This is a genomic window from Streptomyces tyrfis, assembly GCF_037034285.1.
In the GTDB taxonomy this organism is placed as follows: Bacteria; Actinomycetota; Actinomycetes; order Streptomycetales; family Streptomycetaceae; genus Streptomyces.
Genome location: NZ_JBAGJZ010000032.1, coordinates 83,276 through 101,514, shown reverse-complemented (window position 1 = coordinate 101,514; position 18,239 = coordinate 83,276). Strand labels below are relative to the sequence as shown.

At 73.7% G+C, this 18,239-nt stretch carries 15 protein-coding genes and 3 pseudogenes; 10 read left to right on the top strand and 8 right to left on the bottom strand.

Annotated elements, in window-relative coordinates:
* Positions 1-153: 153 nt before the first annotated feature.
* Positions 154-612, top strand: a pseudogene (locus tag WA762_RS23675) (BlaI/MecI/CopY family transcriptional regulator); the annotation flags it as partial.
* 195 nt (positions 613-807) lie between these two features.
* The gene (locus WA762_RS23670; RefSeq protein ID WP_335938147.1) at positions 808-1,743 is read left to right on the top strand and encodes a M56 family metallopeptidase; all 936 of its coding nucleotides are present in this window, start codon (positions 808-810) and stop codon (positions 1,741-1,743) included.
* A 104-nt stretch (positions 1,744-1,847) separates the two neighbouring features.
* Here WA762_RS23670 and WA762_RS23665 read toward each other — a convergent pair whose 3' ends face one another.
* Positions 1,848-2,114, bottom strand: coding sequence for a GlsB/YeaQ/YmgE family stress response membrane protein (locus WA762_RS23665; RefSeq protein ID WP_335938158.1), 267 nt, complete (start codon positions 2,112-2,114; stop codon positions 1,848-1,850).
* Between the two features lie 316 nt (positions 2,115-2,430).
* On the opposite strand from WA762_RS23665, the gene WA762_RS23660 reads away from it, so the two are divergent.
* The 3 genes from WA762_RS23660 to WA762_RS23650 all read left to right on the top strand — a co-directional run bounded on the left by WA762_RS23660 (position 2,431) and on the right by WA762_RS23650 (position 6,447).
* Positions 2,431-2,793 (top strand): ArsR/SmtB family transcription factor, encoded by a 363-nt coding sequence (locus WA762_RS23660; protein WP_335938146.1) that lies wholly within the window; start codon positions 2,431-2,433, stop codon positions 2,791-2,793.
* The gene (gene mgtA / locus WA762_RS23655) at positions 2,747-5,602 is read left to right on the top strand and encodes a magnesium-translocating P-type ATPase (RefSeq protein ID WP_443080657.1); all 2,856 of its coding nucleotides are present in this window, start codon (positions 2,747-2,749) and stop codon (positions 5,600-5,602) included. Before WA762_RS23660 ends, mgtA begins: the two co-directional genes overlap by 47 nt.
* Positions 5,603-5,730: 128 nt before the next feature.
* The gene (locus WA762_RS23650; protein ID WP_335938144.1) at positions 5,731-6,447 is read left to right on the top strand and encodes a lysozyme family protein; all 717 of its coding nucleotides are present in this window, start codon (positions 5,731-5,733) and stop codon (positions 6,445-6,447) included.
* Here WA762_RS23650 and WA762_RS23645 read toward each other — a convergent pair.
* From WA762_RS23645 to WA762_RS23635, 3 genes are read right to left on the bottom strand one after another with little or no spacing between them, the layout of a single operon-like run.
* Positions 6,426-6,716, bottom strand: coding sequence for a hypothetical protein (locus WA762_RS23645; RefSeq protein WP_335938143.1), 291 nt, complete (start codon positions 6,714-6,716; stop codon positions 6,426-6,428). The two genes, WA762_RS23650 and WA762_RS23645, sit on opposite strands and share 22 nt — an antisense overlap.
* A 22-nt stretch (positions 6,717-6,738) precedes the next feature.
* Positions 6,739-7,152 (bottom strand): Sec-independent protein translocase subunit TatB, encoded by a 414-nt coding sequence (locus WA762_RS23640; RefSeq protein ID WP_335938142.1) that lies wholly within the window; start codon positions 7,150-7,152, stop codon positions 6,739-6,741.
* 35 nt (positions 7,153-7,187) lie between these two features.
* Positions 7,188-8,618 (bottom strand): hypothetical protein, encoded by a 1,431-nt coding sequence (locus WA762_RS23635; RefSeq protein ID WP_335938140.1) that lies wholly within the window; start codon positions 8,616-8,618, stop codon positions 7,188-7,190.
* 139 nt (positions 8,619-8,757) lie between these two features.
* Here WA762_RS23635 and WA762_RS23630 point away from each other — a divergent pair, with 139 nt between their 5' ends.
* A complete protein-coding gene (locus WA762_RS23630) occupies positions 8,758-9,825 on the top strand; it encodes a hypothetical protein (RefSeq protein WP_335938139.1) in 1,068 nt (355 codons plus the stop codon).
* 122 nt (positions 9,826-9,947) lie between these two features.
* On the opposite strand, the gene WA762_RS23625 is transcribed toward WA762_RS23630, so the two are convergent.
* Positions 9,948-11,225 (bottom strand): M6 family metalloprotease domain-containing protein, encoded by a 1,278-nt coding sequence (locus WA762_RS23625; protein WP_335938138.1) that lies wholly within the window; start codon positions 11,223-11,225, stop codon positions 9,948-9,950.
* A 431-nt stretch (positions 11,226-11,656) separates the two neighbouring features.
* Here WA762_RS23625 and WA762_RS23620 point away from each other — a divergent pair, with 431 nt between their 5' ends.
* Together WA762_RS23620 and WA762_RS23615 are read left to right on the top strand one after the other, a co-directional pair.
* A complete protein-coding gene (locus tag WA762_RS23620; protein ID WP_335938137.1) occupies positions 11,657-12,298 on the top strand; it encodes a TetR/AcrR family transcriptional regulator in 642 nt (213 codons plus the stop codon).
* 444 nt (positions 12,299-12,742) lie between these two features.
* Positions 12,743-14,197 (top strand): MFS transporter, encoded by a 1,455-nt coding sequence (locus WA762_RS23615; protein ID WP_443080658.1) that lies wholly within the window; start codon positions 12,743-12,745, stop codon positions 14,195-14,197.
* A gap of 213 nt (positions 14,198-14,410) precedes the next feature.
* On the opposite strand, the gene WA762_RS23610 is transcribed toward WA762_RS23615, so the two are convergent.
* Positions 14,411-14,923 (bottom strand): MarR family winged helix-turn-helix transcriptional regulator, encoded by a 513-nt coding sequence (locus WA762_RS23610; RefSeq protein WP_335938134.1) that lies wholly within the window; start codon positions 14,921-14,923, stop codon positions 14,411-14,413.
* 135 nt (positions 14,924-15,058) lie between these two features.
* On the opposite strand from WA762_RS23610, the gene WA762_RS23605 reads away from it, so the two are divergent.
* Positions 15,059-15,838, top strand: a complete 780-nt coding sequence (locus WA762_RS23605) for a dioxygenase family protein (protein ID WP_335938132.1) — start codon at positions 15,059-15,061, stop codon at positions 15,836-15,838.
* 78 nt (positions 15,839-15,916) lie between these two features.
* On the opposite strand, the pseudogene WA762_RS23600 reads toward WA762_RS23605, so the two are convergent.
* Together WA762_RS23600 and WA762_RS35740 are read right to left on the bottom strand one after the other, a co-directional pair.
* A pseudogene (locus tag WA762_RS23600) lies at positions 15,917-16,288 on the bottom strand (questin oxidase family protein); the annotation flags it as partial.
* Positions 16,265-16,405: pseudogene (locus WA762_RS35740) on the bottom strand (questin oxidase family protein); the annotation flags it as partial. The pseudogenes WA762_RS35740 and WA762_RS23600, both read right to left, overlap by 24 nt.
* A gap of 536 nt (positions 16,406-16,941) precedes the next feature.
* Between WA762_RS35740 and WA762_RS23595 the strand changes: the two are divergent.
* Positions 16,942-17,937, top strand: coding sequence for a sigma-70 family RNA polymerase sigma factor (locus WA762_RS23595; RefSeq protein ID WP_335938131.1), 996 nt, complete (start codon positions 16,942-16,944; stop codon positions 17,935-17,937).
* Positions 17,938-18,239: the final 302 nt, after the last annotated feature.

Genomic DNA, 18,239 nt, shown 5'->3' with positions numbered 1-18,239 from the left:
CCGGCCCCGTCTTCGCCTTCGGCTCCGTCTTCGGCCCCGCCGCCTCCGCCCCTGCCCCTCCGTCTCCGCCTTCGGGGAGCCGGTGGGGCCCGGCCCGTCTCACTACGATGGGGTGCCCACCCGACGGGGAGGGCACAGGGGCAGGGAGACGGCATGGCGGATCGGGACCCGGGCCGGGACCAGGACCGGGACGAGGACGGCGGGGAGTGGGGCGCGCGCGGTCGCCGGCGCGGCCAGGGCGAGCTGGAGGCGCAGGTGCTGTCCGCGCTGCGGGCCGCGCCCGGACCGGAGACGGCGGCCTGGGTGCGGGAGCACCTGGGCGGCACGCTCGCCTATACGACGGTGATGACGATCCTGACCCGGCTGCACGCGAAACGGGTGGTCACCCGGGAGCGGGCGGGCCGCTCCTTCCTGTGGACGGCGGCCGCGGACGAGGCGGGGCTCGCCGCGCACCGGATGCGACGGGTGCTGGACAACGAGGCCGACCGCGAGGCCGTCCTGATGAGCTTCGTGTCGGGGCTGTCCGCGCGGGACGAGGAACTGCTCCGCGCCCTGCTCAACGACGCCCATGACGGTGGCTGTGACGACGCCCGTGGCGATGCGCGTGGCGGTGGCTGTGACGACGCCCGTGGCGATGCGCGTGGCGGTGGCTGTGACGACGCCCATGGCGATACGCGTGACGACGCCCATGGCGATGCGCGCTCCGGTGGCTGTGACGATGCCCTTGACGACACGCGTGACGGCGTGCGCGGCGATGCGCGTGACGACGTGCGTGACGATGCCCGGGACGGCCGGGGGAACTGAACCATGGGCGTCTTCGTCTTCCTGCCGCTGGTCCTGCCCCTGACCGCCTGGCCGGTCGCCCGCCTGGCGGAGCACCACCTCCACCCCCGGGCCGCCACCCGGCTGCTGTCCGCGGCGAGCGCCGTGCTCGGGCTGTGCAGCACGCTCTGCCTGGCCCTGCTGGCGATCGTCGGCACCGCGCAGCTCCCGGGGAACCCGCTGCCCGACGGCTGGTCCGACGCCGAGGTGCGGGCGGCCGTGCCGCACCACGAGCTCGTCGGGAAGGCGGCCATCGGCGCCCTCGCGATGGTGGCCGTGGCCTGCGCGGCGCTGCCGCTCCGGCACCGCAGGGCGCGGCGGCGGGCCGAGCGGGCGCTGCGGGGACTGCCCGCCACCCGGGTCGCCGTGCTGCGGGACGAGACCCCGTACGCCCATACGCTGCCCGGCAGCGGGGGAGCGGGGCGGATCCTGGTCTCCACGGCGATGCTGGCGGGCCTGGGCTCCCGGGAGCGCCGGGCCCTGTTCGCCCATGAGCGCGCCCACCTCGACGGCCGTCACCACCGCTTTCTGCTGGTGGCGGGGCTGGCGGCGCGGGCCAACCCGTTTCTGCGGCCGCTCCGTACCTCGGTGGCGTACACCGTGGAGCGCTGGGCGGACGAGGAGGCGGCGCGAGCGGTCGGCGACCGCCGGGTGACGGCCCGCGCGGTGGGCAAGGCCGCGCTGATCTCGTCCGGGCCGCCCGTCTCGACGCTGGCGGCGTTCGCCGCCCCGGGCCCGGTGCCGCGGCGGGTGGCGGCGCTGCTGGGGCCGGCTCCGGAGACCCGCACCTGGCCGCCCACGTTCACCGCGGCGGGCGCGGCGGCGTGGTCCGCCGTGGCCGGCACCGCGCTGTCGGCCATGTCGTCCGCGAACTCCGCGGTCTCGATGATCGTGATCCTGCGGGCGGCGACGCCGTTGTAGGCGTGCGACGGCCCGGAGCGGGACGGAGTGGGCCGGGCCCGGAGCCGCACGGTCCGGAGCGGGACGGCGCGGGTCGGGGCAGGGCGGGGGCGGGTGCTCGCCGGTCAGTCCCGCGAGTTCCCGAACAGGATGCGGTAGCCGATGAGCAGCACGAGGGAGCCGACGATCGCCGCTCCCCAGGTGGTCAGGTCGAAGAAGTCCCTCTGCACGGGCCGGTCGAGGAAGTGCGCCGAGAGCCAGCCGCCGACGAAGGCGCCCGCGATGCCGATGAGAGTGGTGCCGATCAGGCCGCCCGGATCACGACCGGGCAGCAGGACCTTGGCGATGACTCCGGCGACCAGCCCGAGGATGATCCAGCTGATGATGCCCACGTTCTCGTTCCCCTCGTCGGGCCGTACCGGGACGGAGGCAAGTCCCGGTCGGCGGTAGTGCGTTGCGTGGTTGCGCAACTGTACAGACGATGGTGATGACGCCGCCGGGACGGTCCTGGTTGCGAGACCGCCGCGCGGCCCGGCCCCCGGCCGGACGCCGTCGCCGTTCGCCGGCCGGGGATTACGCGCCGGCCGGGGAATGCGCGTCGGCCGGGGAATGCGCGCCGGCCGGGGATTGCGTGCCGACCGTGGGTTATGGGCCAGCCCTTAGACTGGGCGGGTTCGTGAACGAGCCCGCGGAGAGGGAGGGACGACGGTGGCGACAGGCGTCGACGGCTTCGAGGACCCGCCCGCCGAGGTGCTCGCGGAGGCCGCCGCGGCCTTCGGGCTGCTGGCGTCCTCGGCGCGGCTGCACATCGTATGGGCGCTGGCGCAGGGGGAGAGCGACGTCACCGGGCTCGCGGAGCGGGTGGGCGGTGCGCTGCCCGCCGTCAGCCAGCACCTGACGAAGCTCAAGCTCGCGGGGCTGGTGCGCTCCCGCCGTGAGGGCCGGCGCATGGTGTATTTCGTGGACGACCCCGACGTGGTGACCGTCGTGCGGCTGATGGTCGGCCAGCTGTCGGCGCGCGCCGATGTCGCGTCCGCGCCGGTGCGCGCGCTCCGCGGGACCGGTGCCTGAGACCTCCGAGGCCGAGGAGTCAGGTCTTGCGGCACCAGGACCGACGGCCCCTCCGCCGCCCCTGCCGCCACCGCCGGGCGGAGCCGTCGTCCTGGGCCGGGACCTGGGCGGGCTCACCTCGCTCCAGGTGCTCCGCGCGCTGGACAGCGGCCCCCGGGGACTGACGGAGGCGGATGCCGGGGCGCGCCTGGCCCGGTTCGGCGAGAACACCCTGCCCGCCCGGCGGACCATGTCGTGGCCCGGCCGGCTCCTGCGGAGCCTCCGCGATCCGTTCACGGCGGTGCTGCTCTGCCTCGGCCTGGTGTCGGCGGCCGTCGCGGCCTGGGGCACCGCCTGTGTGATCACCGTGCTGGTGGCGGTGAGCTGTGTGCTGCGGTCGGCCGGGGAGCACCGCGCCGACCGGTCGATGGCCGGGCTGCGGGACCTGGTGGCGACGACCGCCACGGTGTTGCGCCGCGCGGACGACGGGGCGGCGCCGGAGGCCCGCGAGATCCCGGTCGACGAGCTGGTCCCCGGGGACGTGGTCCGGCTGGGCCCGGGGGACCTGGTCCCGGCCGATGTACGGCTGCTGCGCGCGAACAGCCTGAGCGTGAACCAGGCCGCCCTCACCGGGGAGTCGGCCCCGGTCGTCAAGCACCCGGTCGACGACCCCGGCCGGCCGGCGGCCGGCCCGCCGGACCCCGACGCGCCGCCCGGGACCGGGCACGGGCCGGCGGGGCCGACGCTCCCGGGCCCGGCGGGCCGGGCGCCGCGGGGCCGGAGCCGGGGTCCGGCGGGGCAGGACCCGCCGAAGCGGGGCCCGTCGGGGCCGACGGCGTACGAGAACGGCCCCTTCGGGGCGCCGCAGCTGTGCTTCCAGGGCAGCAGCGTCATGGCGGGCAGCGGCACCGCGGTGGTCGTCGCGACCGGGGCGCGGACCCGGTTCGCCGCCGCACACGACTCCGTGCACCCGCGCGGCCCGAGCGCCTTCGACCGCTCGGTGCACGGGATCTCCTGGATACTGATCCGCTTCATGCTGGTGACGCCGCCGCTGGTGCTGATGGCGAACGCGGCGCTGCGCGGCCGGGGCCTGGAGACGCTGCCGTTCGCGGTGGCGGTCGCGGTGGGACTGACCCCCGAGATGCTGCCGGTCATCGTCACCACCTGTCTGGCCCGCGGCGCCTCGCTGCTGGCCCGCGCCCACGGTGTGATCGTCCGCAGACTGCCCGCGCTGCACGACCTCGGCGCGGTCGACGTGCTCTGCCTGGACAAGACGGGCACCCTCACCCAGGACCGGCCGGTCGTGGTCCGCGCGCTGGACGCCGAGGGGCGGGACGACCCCGAGGTGCTGCGCTGGGCGGCCGTCAACGCGTGGTGGACGCTCCAGCTCGCCGACCTGCCCGTCCCCGACAGCCTGGACGAGGCGATCCTCGACGCGGCCGACGTGGACGACGCGCTCGGTCACGACGGGATCGCGGCCGTGCCCTTCGACCCGGCGCGCCGCCTCTCCACCGCCGTGGTGCGCGTCCCGGGCCGCCTCGGCGTCCACACCCTCGTCGTCAAGGGCGCGGTCGAGAACGTGCTGGAGCGGTGCGCGCTCGACGACGCCGAGCGGCGGCGGCTGCTCGCACTCGCGGCGAGCCGGGCCGACGACGGGCTGCGCCTGCTCGCCGTCGCCACCGCCGAACGCGTCGCGCGGCAGCGCGCGTACACCCCCGCCGACGAACGCGGCCTGACCTTCGCCGGTTTCGTCGCGCTGCGCGAGGAGCTCGTGCCCTCCGCCGCCGGCGCCCTGCGCGTCCTCGACGACCGCGGCGTCCGGGTCAAGGTGCTCACCGGCGACCACCCCGGCACCGTCGCCCGTGCCTGCCGCGACCTGGGCCTGGACCCCGGGGAGGTGTGCACGGCGGACCGCATCGACGGGCTCGACGACCCGGAACTGGCCGCGCTCGCGGACCGGACCACCGTGTTCGCCCGCTGCACCCCCGAGCACAAGGCGCGGATCGTCACCACGCTGCGGGCCGCGGGCCACACCACGGGCTTCCTCGGGGACGGCGTCAACGACCTGCCCGCGCTGCACGCCGCCGACGTCGGGATCTGCCCGCGCGACGCCGTCGACGTGGTCCGGGAGAGCGCCGGGGTGGTGCTCGCGGACCACGGCAAGGACCTGACCGCGATCGACCACGCGGTCATGGCGGGCCGGCGCAGCAGCGTGACCATCGCGACGTATCTGCGCATCACGCTGTCCTCGAACCTCGGCAACGTCATCGCCATGCTCGCCGCCGGTCTGCTGCTGCCGTTCCTGCCGATGCTCCCGGCCCAGGCCCTCGTCCAGAACCTGTGCTTCGACGCGGCCCAGCTCACCTTCTCCTACGACCGGCCCGCCCCGGCCGCGCTCAGGCGGCCGACCATGCTGCGGCCGCGCGACTTCCTCCGCTTCATCGCCGGCTTCGGGGCGCTCAACGCGGTGGCCGACCTGGCCACCTTCGCGGTGCTCGCGGTCGCCCTGCGCGGCCCCGGCGGCGACGACGAGGCGGTGTTCCACTCCGGCTGGTTCACCGAGAACCTGCTCACCCAGGCCCTGGTGATGGTGCTGCTGCGGACCGGCCGCCGCACCGCCGAGTCCCGCGGCGTCAGCCCGGTCGGCCGGGCCGCCGCCGTGCTCGCCGTGACCGGTCTGCTGCTGCCGCTCTCCCCGCTCGGCCCGCCGCTGGGCATGATGGCCCTGCCGGGCCTGTACTACCTGCTGCTGGTGGTCGTCCTCGGGCTGTACGTCGCCGCGCTGGCCCTCGCCGCCCGCCGCTACGAGAACCGCGCGGCCCGGGCGTAGGCGAGGGCCCCGGTCCACCACTGCCGTGCGGAGCTCAGCGCGCGACGGCGGGCCGGCTCCGCGGTCCGGCGGGCCGGACTCCGTAGTCTGGTGGGGACTTGGCGGGCGCACCGGAGGAGGGACGGACGATGGCGGACTCCGGAGCGCGTGGGCGGTGGGTCGCGGTGCCGGTGCTGGTACTGGCGGCCTGGCTGCTGGTACGCGGAGGCCACGGCTCCGATCCGGCGGACGCGTCCCGGCCCTCGCCGTCCGGCGCCCCGTCGGCCGCGTCCACGCCCGGCGGTCCGGCCACGACCGCCCCGGCGCCCGGGGCGAGCGGGCCGACCCCGCCGCCGAGCGGGACCTACGACCCCGCGGACTGCTCCGCGCAGGTACGCGCCCACGCGGGCCGGGCGGGCATCGCGCCGCGGCTGCTGATGGCGATCCTCTACAACGAGTCGTACAAACCGCACGACCCGGAACTGGAACGGGCCTGGCAGCGGTATAAGCCGGGCGCCGCGTTCGGCATCGCGAACATGCACCGTGCCGCCTTCGACGAGACGAAACGGCGGCACGGCTTCGCGGACCGCCGATGGGAGGAACTGCCCGACGACCGCGACCTGGCGCTCAAGGCCGCCGCCTGGCATCTGCACGACCTGGCGGCGCTGCTGCCCGCGCACTGGCCGGCGTCGTACACGAAGGACGAACTGCTGGCGCTCGGCTACAACACCGGGTCGGGCAACATGCTGGCGTTCGCCCGGGGAGCGCGCCCGGGCAGCCAGGCCCAGTCCTACCTGGACCGGCTGCACGCCAACTGGGACAAGGCGGGAAAGGCGGTCTCCGGTCAGGGGCTGGCGCCGTCGTAGCCGTACCTCAGCGGTTCGTTCCGCACGCGGAGGTCACGGCGGTAGACGTAGAGCGCCTCCACCTGCACGCCCCCTGATCCCCCCGATCCCCCCGATCCCCCCGATCCCCCGGTGTCGTCCGCGCCTTCGGGGGAGGGGACCGGGCGGCACGGGTAGGTCACCTGGAGCACCCCGGGGCGGTCGGTGACCCGCATCCGCAGCCCGTCGGCGGGGCCGCCGTCGAGGATCGCGTCCTCCCAGCACGGCATGTCGTTCGCATCCGCAGTCATAGTTTAATTATTGCGCAATCTTTTAACTTTTGTGGGGCGGTTCGGGCGGGGCGGGACCGCGCCCCGCCCCGGCGTCGAGCTCGTCGTGGTCCCGGCGGCGGCCGGCGTCGAGCCCCTCGGGGGCCTCGTCGCTCCCGGGGTCCAGGACGCTCCGGGGGTCCAGGGCGTCGCGGATCTCGCCGATCCCGAGATCCTGCCCGTCCAGCAGATGGGTGCGCACCAGCCGCTCGGGCCGGAGGTCCTCGAACTCGAAGTCCTTGAACTCGGGGCCGAGTTCGGAGCGGATCTCCTGCTTCGCGTTCTCGGAGAACTGCCGGAACCTGGCCACGAGCTCCATCGTGTTCCGGATGAACTCCGGCAACTTGTCGGGGCCGAAGAGGATGAGGCCGAGCAGCGCGATGGTGACCACCTCCATCGTGCCCACATCAGCGAACACCGGTCACCTCGCGGCCCGTCGCCGGGGCCGGCGGATCACCAGTCACCGCCCCCGAAGTCGCCGCCGCCCCCGCCGTCGAAGCCGCCCCCGTCGAAACCTCCGCCGAAGTCGGCCGAGTTGAAGTCGGCGCCGCTGAAGTCGCCGCCCCCGGACGCGCCGTCGGCGGCGGGAGAGTCCGCGAAGGCGGCGGGCGCGCTGAGCGCCGAGCCCAGCATGGTGCCCACCAGCAGGCCGCCCACGGCGCCGACGGCCGTGCCGAAGTAGCCGCCCGCCCAGGGGCCGTAGGCGGGTCCGGCGTTCCAGTAGGGCTGCGGGCCGTGGTCGGTCGACACCTGGCGGGTCATCGGTTCCTGGCCGGACGCCAGGAGTTCGGCGTCGACCCGGCACGCGGGCACGTCGCGGAGCGCGCCGCCGGGCGGGGCCCACGCGACATCGCCGGTCGAGGGGCCGTGGCGTGGGTCGAAGAAGCAGGGGGAGCGCCGCTCGGGCAGCGGGGTGCCGTTGCGGCGGGCGGCCAGGGTGGCGAGCGCGAACCGGCCGTCCGCCAGGACCTCGGTCACCGGCCGGACGTCCCGCGGCGCCGAGGCGGCGGCCATCAGCTCCTTGGCCCGGTCGTACGCGTCCAGGGCGTGGGAGTAGTCCTGTCGCATCGCGTCGTCGGCGCCCGGCTCGGAGGGGTGGAAGCCGAGCCGGTCCAGTTCCTCGCCGAACGCGGTGATGTCCTCGTCGACGACGACGCGCAGGGCGTCCAGTTCGGCGCGCTCGCGCTTCTTCCGGTTCCGGCGGTACCAGGCGTAGCCGCCCGCGCCGGCCGCCGCGACCGCGCCGACGGCGAGCAGCGCACCCGCTCCGCCGCCCTCGCCGCCCCCGGACTCGCCCCAGCCGTCCGGGGCGTGGCCCTTGGCCTGCGCGGTGGCCCGGTCGACGAACGCGGTCAGCATCTCGGAGGGGTCGCCGGGGTGGGAACGCTTGACGGCGCCGGTGAGGTTGCCGATCGCGTCGCGCGACATCACCGAGGAGTCCGCCTTCGCGTCGAACCCGTCGCCCAGGCGCACCGCGTACACGCCGGTGACGCCGACCAGGGTGCGCAGATCCCGCATCAGCGTCTGCGGCGGGAACTCGGCCGCCTTCGGCAGCACCGCGACGAACACGGGCCGGTCCGCGGCCTCGATCTTCTTGGCGAGCGCTTCGGCGTCGGCCTCGGAGAGCGTGTCCCGGGCGCGCGGGTCGACGTACACGGGACTCTTCCGCAGGGCCTCGGCCACGCTGTCGAGCCCGGTGCCGGCGGCGTGCGCGGGCGCGTGCGCGGAGAAGACGGCGAACAGGGCGCAGAACGCCAGGGCCAGAGCCAGGGTCAGGGCCGTCAGGCCGGCTCGTACGGCCGGGGCGGCGTGGGCGGCGTGCGCGGCCCCGGTGGCCGTCGGGGCGGGGCCGGGCCGGGGCGGTGTCCGGCGGGCGACAGACATCAGAGTTCCTCCTTGCGCGGCGGGGTCGCGGTTGCGACGGACCCGTCGCCAATGGTTGCTCAGTTGCGTAATCTAGCAAGTAATATGCGGTCGGGGATGTGGGGGGACGGTGCGGACTTCACCTATCGAGGAAGAGCTCGTGGACCAACAGGATTTTCTGCGCGCGGAGGACCTGCCCGCCTACGAGCGTGTCCTGGACCGCGCACTGGGCTCGCCCGTGGTCCAGGAGGGGCGCCGTCGTACGCCGGGGGCGCTCAACAACGAGCAGTTGCGCACCCGCGCGCTCGCCGCGCGCGCCGCCATCGCCGGCTCGGCCGCCTCCGAGTACCGGGCCTACCGCCGGCTGCTCGACGCCCCGGGCCGTCCGGGGCCCGCGCGGAGCGCCGTACGGCGCGAGCCCGGCGTCGGCGCGACCACCCGGGGCAGCGCGCTGCACGCGGTCGCGGTGCTGGTGCCGGGCCTGTCGGCCACGGCCGCCGTCGTGTTCGGCCTGATCGGCCTCGTTCTAGGAGCCGTCGACAGCCACTCGCATCTCGCGGAGGTGATGCTCGTCGCCGGGCTGGTCGCGGCCGGGGTCGCGGTGGTGACGCTGCTGGCCGGACTCGTCGGGCTGCTCGTGGTGGCGGCGCGCAACCGCTCGGCGCAGGACGGGGGCGACACCGAGGCGGACCGGGCGCGCGGGGCGTGGGAGGCGGCGCTGCTCGAACACGGCATGCTCCCCTTCCTGGTCGACTCGATCGCGCGCGGCGCGGCGGGGGTGATCGACGCGGAGGGTACGGGGAGCGTGGAGGGGGCGGAGGGGCCGGAGCGTGCGGCCGACGCGGGGAGCGTCGGTGCGGAGGGCGCCGATGCGAAGGGAACGGAGAGCGCGGAGAGCGCGGAGGGTACGCGCGGTGTCGCGGGTGCGGTCGGTCGTGGGACCGGTGTTCCGGGGCCGAGGAGGGGGCCGGGCTTCAGCGCGCCGGACTTCTCCAGCCCGGATTTCACGGGCCCGGATTTCTCCAGCCCTGATTTCGCCGGTCCCGACTTCGCGAGCCCCGACTTCGGGAGCCCCGGCCGCATGGGATCCGGCCGTACGGGACCCGGTCGTACGGGACGCGGCCGTACGGGGCCCGAGGGCCTGGAGGGCGAGGAAGATCCCGGCCATCGGGACCCCGGATACCAGGGACCCGGATACACCGGACCCGCGCTTCCGGGCGCGGACTGACCCGCCCCGGATTCCCCCGGATTCCCCCGGATTCCTGAGTTCGCTCCCGGATCCGCCTCCCTGGACTCGACCGGGATCCGCCGGCGTTCCGTTCACTGGCGTTCCGTTCACCGGCGTTCCGTTCAGGGGCGGGATATCCGGACCCGGTAGTTCCCCTTGTCGTCCTTGTCGACCACGGATATCCGTATCCCGGAGGTCTTGTCGGTGAAGGTCTGGCCGGGGCGGAAGGCGGCGTCGGAGAGTTCGGCGTGCACATTGGGCTGCCGGGTGCAGCCGCCGCTGTTCTTGGTGCTGTCCACGACCGACACCGGCCCCTGCCCGGTGTCGACGTCCGAGCTCACCTTGTAGATCAGCACGCCGGGCCGGCAGACCTCCTGGTCGTTGCCCGCCCGGGTCCGCACCTCCACCGCGTAGCCGGATTCGGTGCTCAGCGGTACGAACGCCAGCTTTGTGCCGCCCCGTCCGGCCAGCGGGGCGAGGGTGTGCTCGCTGGTGCCGGGCCCGGCGGCGCAGACGATCTGGCTGTTGTCGAGCCAGCCGAGCTTCCACTTGTGCCAGCCCAGCAGGTCGTTGTCGGCCCCCCAGTCCTCGGACATGATGTCCCAGTGCCCGACCGCCCCGCCGCCCTCCAGGGTGTAGAGGTCAGGGAGGCCGAACACATGGCCGTTCTCGTGCGGCAGGACACGGAACCCGGTCCGCTTGAACGACCCCGAGCCGTCGTCCTGCCTGCTGTAGATGAACGACGTGTTGGAGAGCGGGACCCCGTCCGCGTGCGGGGCGTTGGCGTTGCCGGCGAAGGTCACGGACAGCACGGTGTCGAGGGCGGGCGGCCCGGCGTTCGGGGTGACCAGGACGTTGACCAGGTCGTACGCGCTGAAGTCCACCTTCGCGTCGGCGGCGGCGACGATGTCCTGGACGAGGTGGCGGTAGCCCGGTTCGTACGGCGCTCCCCGGTCTATCCCGTACTCCGCGAACGGCAGCGGCATCCGCAGCCAGGTCCTGATGGGGGCGTCGGGCACATAGGTGAGCCGCCCGTACGAGGCGGTCCGGAACCACTCGACGGTCTGCGGGAAGAACTCCGCGAACCGGTCCATCGCCGGTTCGGCGCCCTTGGCGTCCGGGAAGTCGATCATCAGGTTGAGGGCGCGGATCCGGCCCGTCGAATGGGCGTACCCCTTCGGGGTCGGCATGCCCTCCGACATCTGCACCCCCATGGTCGCCGGTATCCGGCACCGGGCGATGCCCGCCGCCCGGATTTCGGCCACCGGTCCCGCCGAGGCCCGGCTGGACAGCGGAAGACTGCTGCTGGCCGACGCCACCGCGGCAATGACCAGGGCCGTCGCCGAGGCGAGCGCGATCGGGCTGCGGTGCCTGCGTATCCGGTGGCGGGACTTCTGCATAGAGGCGCCTCGGGGGTCCGCGGCAGCCGGCCGGATCCGGCTGCGCTCTCCCGCTCAGCCTGTGGCGGGCGGTACGACGACGCTCGCTGGGTGCGCCGATCGGTTGGTTTTCCCGTCTTGAGGTGTGCTTCGGCTCACATCGCGCTGAGGAAATAACCGGGGACCTTCTCCCCGTTTCACCCTGTGTTCCCGCGATCCGGGGAGAAGTTCCCCGGATATGAGAAGCCCTGCGGGACCCGGGGACCCGGAGCCCCCGGGCCCGGAACCAGCGAAAGGAAGCCGTCGTGGAGACCGTCGCACGTACCGCCGCCGGAGCGGCTCGGCCCGCGACCGACGCGGAGTGCCCGGCGACCGGGGCGGCAGGGCCAGCGACCGGTGGGGCGCGGGCCGTGACTGGTGGGGCGCGGGCCGTGACTGGTGGGGCGCGGGCCGTGACTGGTGGGGCGCGGCCCCGGACGGCCCGCCCGCGCGCCGACGCGCTGCGCAACCGGGAGCGGATCGTGACGGCGGCGCGCGAGATGTTCGTCGAGTTCGGGCCGGACGTGCCGCTCGACGAGGTCGCCCGGCGCGCCGGGGTCGGCAACGCCACGCTCTACCGGAACTTTCCCGACCGGGCCGCGCTGATCCACGAGGTCGTGCTCGCGGTCACCTCGCGCACCACCGACCGCGCGGAGGAGGCGGCGGCCGAGGAGGCCGACCCCTTCGCCGCGCTCAGCCGCTTCGTGCACGCGGCGGCCGATGAACGCATCGGGGCGTTGTGCCCGATGCTGTCGGGCGGTTTCGACAAGGACCACCCGGAACTGCTCGCCGAGCGCCGACGCCTCGAAGAGGCCGTCGAGGGGCTCGTGACGCGTGCCATGTCCGCCGGGCGCCTGCGCACCGACATCGCCGTCGGTGACGTCATGGTCGCCCTCTCCCAGCTCACCCGGCCGCTGCCCGGCACCGGTTGTCCGGCCGTCGACCGCTTCGCCCACCGCCATCTGCAACTTTTTCTGGACGGCCTGGAGGCCCCGGCCCGTTCCCGGCTGCCCGGAACGGCGGCCACCCTGGAGGACCTGCGACGCCGACCCTGACACCCGCGCCGGCCCGCTGAGCCGGCCGCCGCACCGGGACGCGCGTCCTTCGTACGACCGCCCGTCCTCACACGTTCATTCGCTCATACGCGCGGTTTGTCCGCCGATCTCCTGATACGCGTCCTCGTGCGCCCTGCGCGTACGCCCGCACGCGTTCCCCGGCGGACAACCCCATGCCCGAGAACAGTGGATACCCCCATGCCCGAAACACCGAAGACATCCGCAACACCGAGGACGAGGACGGCGAAGAAGTCGGGGACTCCCGAGCCGCCGGACCCGTCGAACGCGTCCAACCCGTCGAACGCGTCCAATCCGTCCCACTCGTCGAAGCCGTCCAACCTGTCGAACCGGCCGGTCTCGGCCGGCACATCGAAGGCGGCCGACGGCCGGCTTCCGGATCCCAGCCGATGGAAGGCGCTGGGGTTCATAGCCCTGGCGCAGCTGATGGTCGTGCTCGACGCCACGATCGTGAACATCGCGCTGCCCCACGCCCAGACGGCCCTGGACATCTCCGAGGCGAACAAGCAGTGGGTCATCACGGCCTACGCCCTCGCGTTCGGCGGGCTGCTGCTCTTCGGAGGCCGGATCGCGGACCTCTGGGGCCGCAAGCGGACCTTCGTCGTCGGCCTGGTCGGCTTCGCCCTGGCCTCCGCGCTCGGCGGCGCGGCGCAGAACCAGGCCATGCTCTTCGGCTCCCGCGCGCTCCAGGGCGTCTTCGGGGCCCTGCTGGCCCCGGCGGCCCTCTCGCTGCTCGCCGTGATGTTCACCGACGCCAGGGAACGTGCCAAGGCGTTCGGCATCTACGGCGCGATCGCCGGTGGCGGCGGCGCGGTCGGCCTGATCCTCGGCGGCTTCCTGACCCAGGTGTTCAACTGGCGCTGGACGTTCTTCGTCAACATTCCGTTCGCGGTGCTCGCCGCGGCGGGCGCGTACTTCGTGATCCGCGAGCCGGCCGTCGGCCGCAACCGTTCGCCGCTCGACATCCCGGGTGTCGTCCTGTCCGCGACCGGCCTGGTGGCGCTGGTGTACGGGTTCACCCGGGCCGAGACCGCCGGCTGGTCGGACCCGGTGACCATCGGCGGCTTCATCGCGGCGGGCGTGCTGCTGCTGGCGTTCGTGGTGACCGAGTCCCGGGTCGGGTCGCCGCTGCTGCCGCTGCGCGTCGTGCTGGACCGCAACCGCGGCGGTGTCTACCTGTCGCTGGGGCTGGCCGTCATCGCGATGTTCGGACTGTTCCTCTTCCTGACGTACTACCTCCAGGTCGTGAAGGGCTACTCGCCGATCAGGACCGGCTTCGCCTTCCTGCCGATGGTCGCGGGCATGATCACCGGCTCCACGCAGATCGGCGCCCGGCTGATGACCCGGGTGCCGGCGCGGGCGCTGATGGGCCCCGGCTTCCTGACCGCCGCGACCGGCATGCTGCTGCTGACCCGGCTGGAGATCGACTCGTCCTACGCCGGGCTCATCCTGCCCGCCCAGCTGCTGCTCGGTCTCGGCATGGGCACGGCGTTCATGCCGGCCATGTCGCTGGCCACGCACGGGGTCGGGCCGAAGGACGCGGGAGTCGCCTCCGCCATGGTCAACACCTCGCAGCAGGTGGGCGGCGCGATCGGCACGGCGCTGCTGAACACCGTCGCCGCGTCGGCCGCGACCGCGTACGCCGGCTCGCACGCCGCGCTCGGGGCCACCGATCCGGAGCTGCTGAAGCTCCAGTCGATGGTGCACGGTTTCGCCGGCGCCATCTGGTGGGCCGTCGGCGCCCTGCTGACCGCCTTCGCGATCGCGCTGGTCCTCGTCAACGCCGGTCGTCCCACCGGGAGCGCGAGGGGCGGGGCGCCCGTCTCGGGCGGTTCCGGCGAGGCGGCGGACGAGACCCGGGTCCCGGTCGTCGCCCACTGACGACGGGCCGCACGCCTCGCCCACTGGCGCGGGCCTCGCGCGTCGCCCACTGACACGGGCTTCACGTATGGCCTTGCCTCGTCCACTTGCTTGGCTCGTCCACCGCCTCGGCTCCGGTCCCGTCCTGCGGGGCCGGAGCCGAGGCGTATCCGGGGGTGGGGCGGCGTGCGGCCGGGAGGGGGCGCGGCCGGGGGAGGGGGCGCGCCCCGGCGCTCAGCGCAGCCAGGGCAGATCCGCGTCCGTGTCCTCCGGCTGCAGTCCGGTGGCGATGACCTGCATGATCTCGCCGAGCGAGCGCATCTGCTCGGGCGTGAGCCGGTCGAACATCGCCTGCCGTACGGCGCTGACGTGCCCCGGCGCCGACCGGCTGAGCATGTCGAAGCCCGCGTCGGTGAGGGCCGCGTTCTGGCCGCGCTTGTCGGACGGGCAGTCCTCGCGGCGCACCCAGCCGCTCTTCTCCAGTCGTGCGACGGCGTGCGAGAGCCGGGAGCGGGTGATCTTGGCGTCCTTGGCCAGTTCGGTCATCCGCTTCCGGCGGTGCGGCGCCTGGGAGAGCTGGACCAGCAGCCCGTAGTAGATGTGCGGCATCCCGGCATCACGCTGCAACTGGCGGTCGAGATGGTCCTCCAGGAGCGTGGTGGCGTGGAGGTACGCCCGCCACGTTCTCTGCTCGTCGTCGGAGAGCCAGCGCGGTTCGCCGGTGGATGCCGTGGTCATGTGCTCCACTCTAACCTTTTCTTGAAAGTTTAACTAGATAGGTCTAAGGTCTCAAGGGCTGGGAACTTGAACATTAAAGAACTCTTCCTTCTCAATAGAGACCAGTAGAAGACATACCTTGAGCAGCAGCGGATGGGGAGTGCCATGACTGTCACCGCGGAGCGCATGCCCGCCCTCTACCTCTCCCACGGGGCGCCGCCACTGGCCGACGACCCCGTCTGGCCCGGGGAGCTGGCCGCCTGGTCCGCCGGGCTGCCCCGCCCGCGGGCGATCCTGATGGTCTCCGCGCACTGGGAGGAGGCCCCGCTCGCGCTCGGCGCGACGGAGCCGGTCCCGCTCGTCTACGACTTCTGGGGCTTCCCCGAGCACTACTACCGGGTGCGTTACGGCGCCCCCGGTGCGCCGGAGCTGGCGGAGGACGTGCGCAAGCTGCTGCGGCGCGCCGGCACGCCGGTGCAGGACATGCCCGACCGCGGGCTGGACCACGGCGCGTATGTGCCGCTGGTGGAGATGTTCCCGGACGCCGACATCCCCGTACTCCAGATCTCCATGCCCACGCTGGACCCGCGGAAGCTCATGGAGATCGGGCGCAGGCTCGCGCCCCTGCGCGACGAGGGCGTCCTGATCGTCGGCAGCGGGTTCTTCACCCACAACCTCGCCGCCCTGCGCCACCAGGGCGGCGTCCCCGGCTGGTCGGCGGAGTTCGACGACTGGGGGAACCGGGCGCTCCGCGCGCGGGACATTGACGCGCTGCTGGACTTCGAGCAGAAGTCCCCGGCCGGCCGGCTGGCCCACCCGCGCACCGAGCACTTCGCGCCGCTCTTCGTGACGCTCGGCGCCGCGGAGGACGAGCTGGACCGGGGGCGCAGCGTCATCGACGGGTTCTGGATGGGGCTCGCGAAGCGCTCGGTGCAGTTCGGCTGAGGGCTGTGCGGGGGCGGCCGCCCGGGGTGAGCCGTCGGCGCCCGGGGTGGGGGCCGGCGCACGAGGCAGGGGGCGTCGGAGAACCGGCGGGTTCAGCTCGATCGCGCGCAGCGCGGCGGTCAGGGCCGGGGCGTCCCCCACGTCCAGCGCGGTGCCGGCGAACTTGATGGTGTGATCGTCGCCGTGTGCCGCCGCCCGCGCGAACAGTTCCTCGCCGGACAGCCCTTCCGCGGACGGCTCCTCGTCGGACGGTTCCTGGTCGGGCAGAGGCGCGGTTGCGGACGCGGACGCGCGTTCCGCGGCGGGCCGCGAGTACGCAGGGGACCCGGCGGGCCCGGTCGACGGCTCGGCGGGCGAGTACGCGGCGGTGACCGCGGCGCTCGCCGCCCACGCGGCCGCCAGGCTCGGCGCCCACAACGCGCGGGGGAGCGCCTCGACGGCCATCGGGGCGTGGTCGCTCAGCAAGCCGTCGCGCTCCGGGCCCGTGGCGTGAAGCCGCTCCAGCGCCTCGTCGAGCGTGCCGGTGGTGTCGTCTCCGTATGTGTCCCTGCTCAGCGGTTCGTCCATGCGGCAGCACGCTAGGCACGCGTCGCGCGCCGCATAACCGGCCGGGGACGTAGTCCACACCCCTGCCCGGGCCCTACGACGGGGGCTCAGGACCGCCCTTCGGGGCTGACCCGCATCGGTGGCGGCAGAGCCGACAATCCGGACATCGCGAGCAACCTGCGGGCGGCGCCGGCCGTCTTCCCGGGGGGAGGGAAGCCGGGAAGGAAGCGGCGGCGGCCGCTGTTCGGGTGGGAAGAGGCTCATGGGAAGGGGCTCATGAGGAACTCGTCGGGGCCCGTATCGAATGTGACCGCCGTCTCAGACGCTCGTGGCCGCTGATGTCCGCGAGTCCCGGTGAAGCGCCTTCGATGTCCGGTCTGACCTGCGCTTCCGTCCGCTCGTCCGGCGTGCTCGCGCCTGCGGTGGGGTAGCAGGGTACTGCATGATCGCGAAATTGAATGCCGGGCATGGGAATTCTGTCCTGATTCCAGTCGTTGTTTCCATCGGATGCAGGGCACCCGAGAGGGTGTCGCGACCTACTCAGCAAGGGAGCTCGCATGGCAACCCGTGCCGTCGCCCGTCGTTCGTCCGCCACCGGCGGGACCAACCGGGCAAGCAGTGCTCGCGCGGGCGGAGAGATCGCCGATCGCGACCTGGTCGGCATGTACCTGGACGAGATCGCCCGTACGCCGCTGCTCGACGCCGCGAGGGAGGTCGAGCTGTCGCAGGCCGTCGAGGCCGGCGTCTACGCCCGGCAGATTCTCGACGGTGTGGTGGAGAGCGAGGCCGGCGGGGCGACGCGCGAGGAACTGGAGGCGCTGGTCGCCGAGGGCGAGCGCGCCAAGGACACGTTCATCCGATCCAACCTGAGGCTCGTGGTCGCCGTCGCCCGTCGCTATCCGCGGGCCGGGCTGCCCCTGCTCGACCTGATCCAGGAGGGGAACGCGGGGCTCGTGCGCGCGGTCGAGAAGTTCGACTACGCCAAGGGCTTCAAGTTCTCCACGTACGCCACCTGGTGGATCCGCCAGGCCATCACCCGTTCCATAGCCGACCAGTCGCGCACCATCCGGCTCCCCGTCCACCTCGTGGAGGAGCTGGGCCGGATACGCCGGGTGCAGCGCGAGTTCAACCGTGAGCACGGACGCGAGCCGGAGCACACGGAGATAGCCGCCGAGCTGGATTCCACGCCGGAGCGGGTGAGCGACGTCCTCGACTGGGCCCGTGACCCGGTCAGCCTCAACATGTCCGTGGACGACGAGGGCGAGACGCAGTTCGGCGACCTTCTGGAGGACACCTCCGCGGTGTCGCCCGAGCAGTCGGTGATGACCCTGCTGCGCAGCGAGGAGCTGGAGGACCTCATCGGCAAGCTCGACCACCGCACCGCCTCCATCATCCGCATGCGGTACGGCATCGAGGACGGCCGCGAGCGGACCCTCACCGAGGTCGGCAAGCAGCACGGCCTGACCCGGGAGCGGATCCGCCAGATCGAGAAGCACGCGCTGCTCGAACTGAAGCGAATGGCTCGCGACACGGGTTTTGACGCCGCCGCGTGAGCCGCCATCCAGTAGCCTCCGGATCGGGAGCCCGCGGAGCAGAAGCCTCCGGATAAAAACGGGCTGACCCCCAAGGACGAGCCCCGGCGCCCACCCCCCCTGGCGCCGGGGCTCACTTCTCCGCCGTGAGTGCGCGAGGGCGCGCCGCGCGTACGCCTCGCCTCCCCGCGCGTACGCCTCGCCTCCCCGCGGCCGCGAAGACGCGTCCGCGGCGGAAATGTCTCCACGTCAGAGGCGCGTCCACGTCAGAGACGTGTCCGCGGCGTAGACATGTCTGCAGCGGAGACATGTCAGCTGCGGAA

Bases quoted from the DNA above. Each gene is read 5' to 3' on its own strand.
- WA762_RS23670 (WP_335938147.1), top strand. From the start codon at position 808: ATGGGCGTCTTCGTCTTCCTGCCGCTGGTCCTGCCCCTGACCGCCTGG.
- mgtA (WP_443080657.1), top strand. From the start codon at position 2,747: ATGTCGCGTCCGCGCCGGTGCGCGCGCTCCGCGGGACCGGTGCCTGAG.
- WA762_RS23650 (WP_335938144.1), top strand. From the start codon at position 5,731: ATGGCGGACTCCGGAGCGCGTGGGCGGTGGGTCGCGGTGCCGGTGCTG.
- WA762_RS23645 (WP_335938143.1), bottom strand. From the start codon at position 6,716: ATGACTGCGGATGCGAACGACATGCCGTGCTGGGAGGACGCGATCCTC.
- WA762_RS23635 (WP_335938140.1), bottom strand. From the start codon at position 8,618: ATGTCTGTCGCCCGCCGGACACCGCCCCGGCCCGGCCCCGCCCCGACG.
- WA762_RS23625 (WP_335938138.1), bottom strand. From the start codon at position 11,225: ATGCAGAAGTCCCGCCACCGGATACGCAGGCACCGCAGCCCGATCGCG.
- WA762_RS23615 (WP_443080658.1), top strand. From the start codon at position 12,743: ATGGTCGTGCTCGACGCCACGATCGTGAACATCGCGCTGCCCCACGCC.
- WA762_RS23605 (WP_335938132.1), top strand. From the start codon at position 15,059: ATGACTGTCACCGCGGAGCGCATGCCCGCCCTCTACCTCTCCCACGGG.
- WA762_RS23595 (WP_335938131.1), top strand. From the start codon at position 16,942: ATGGCAACCCGTGCCGTCGCCCGTCGTTCGTCCGCCACCGGCGGGACC.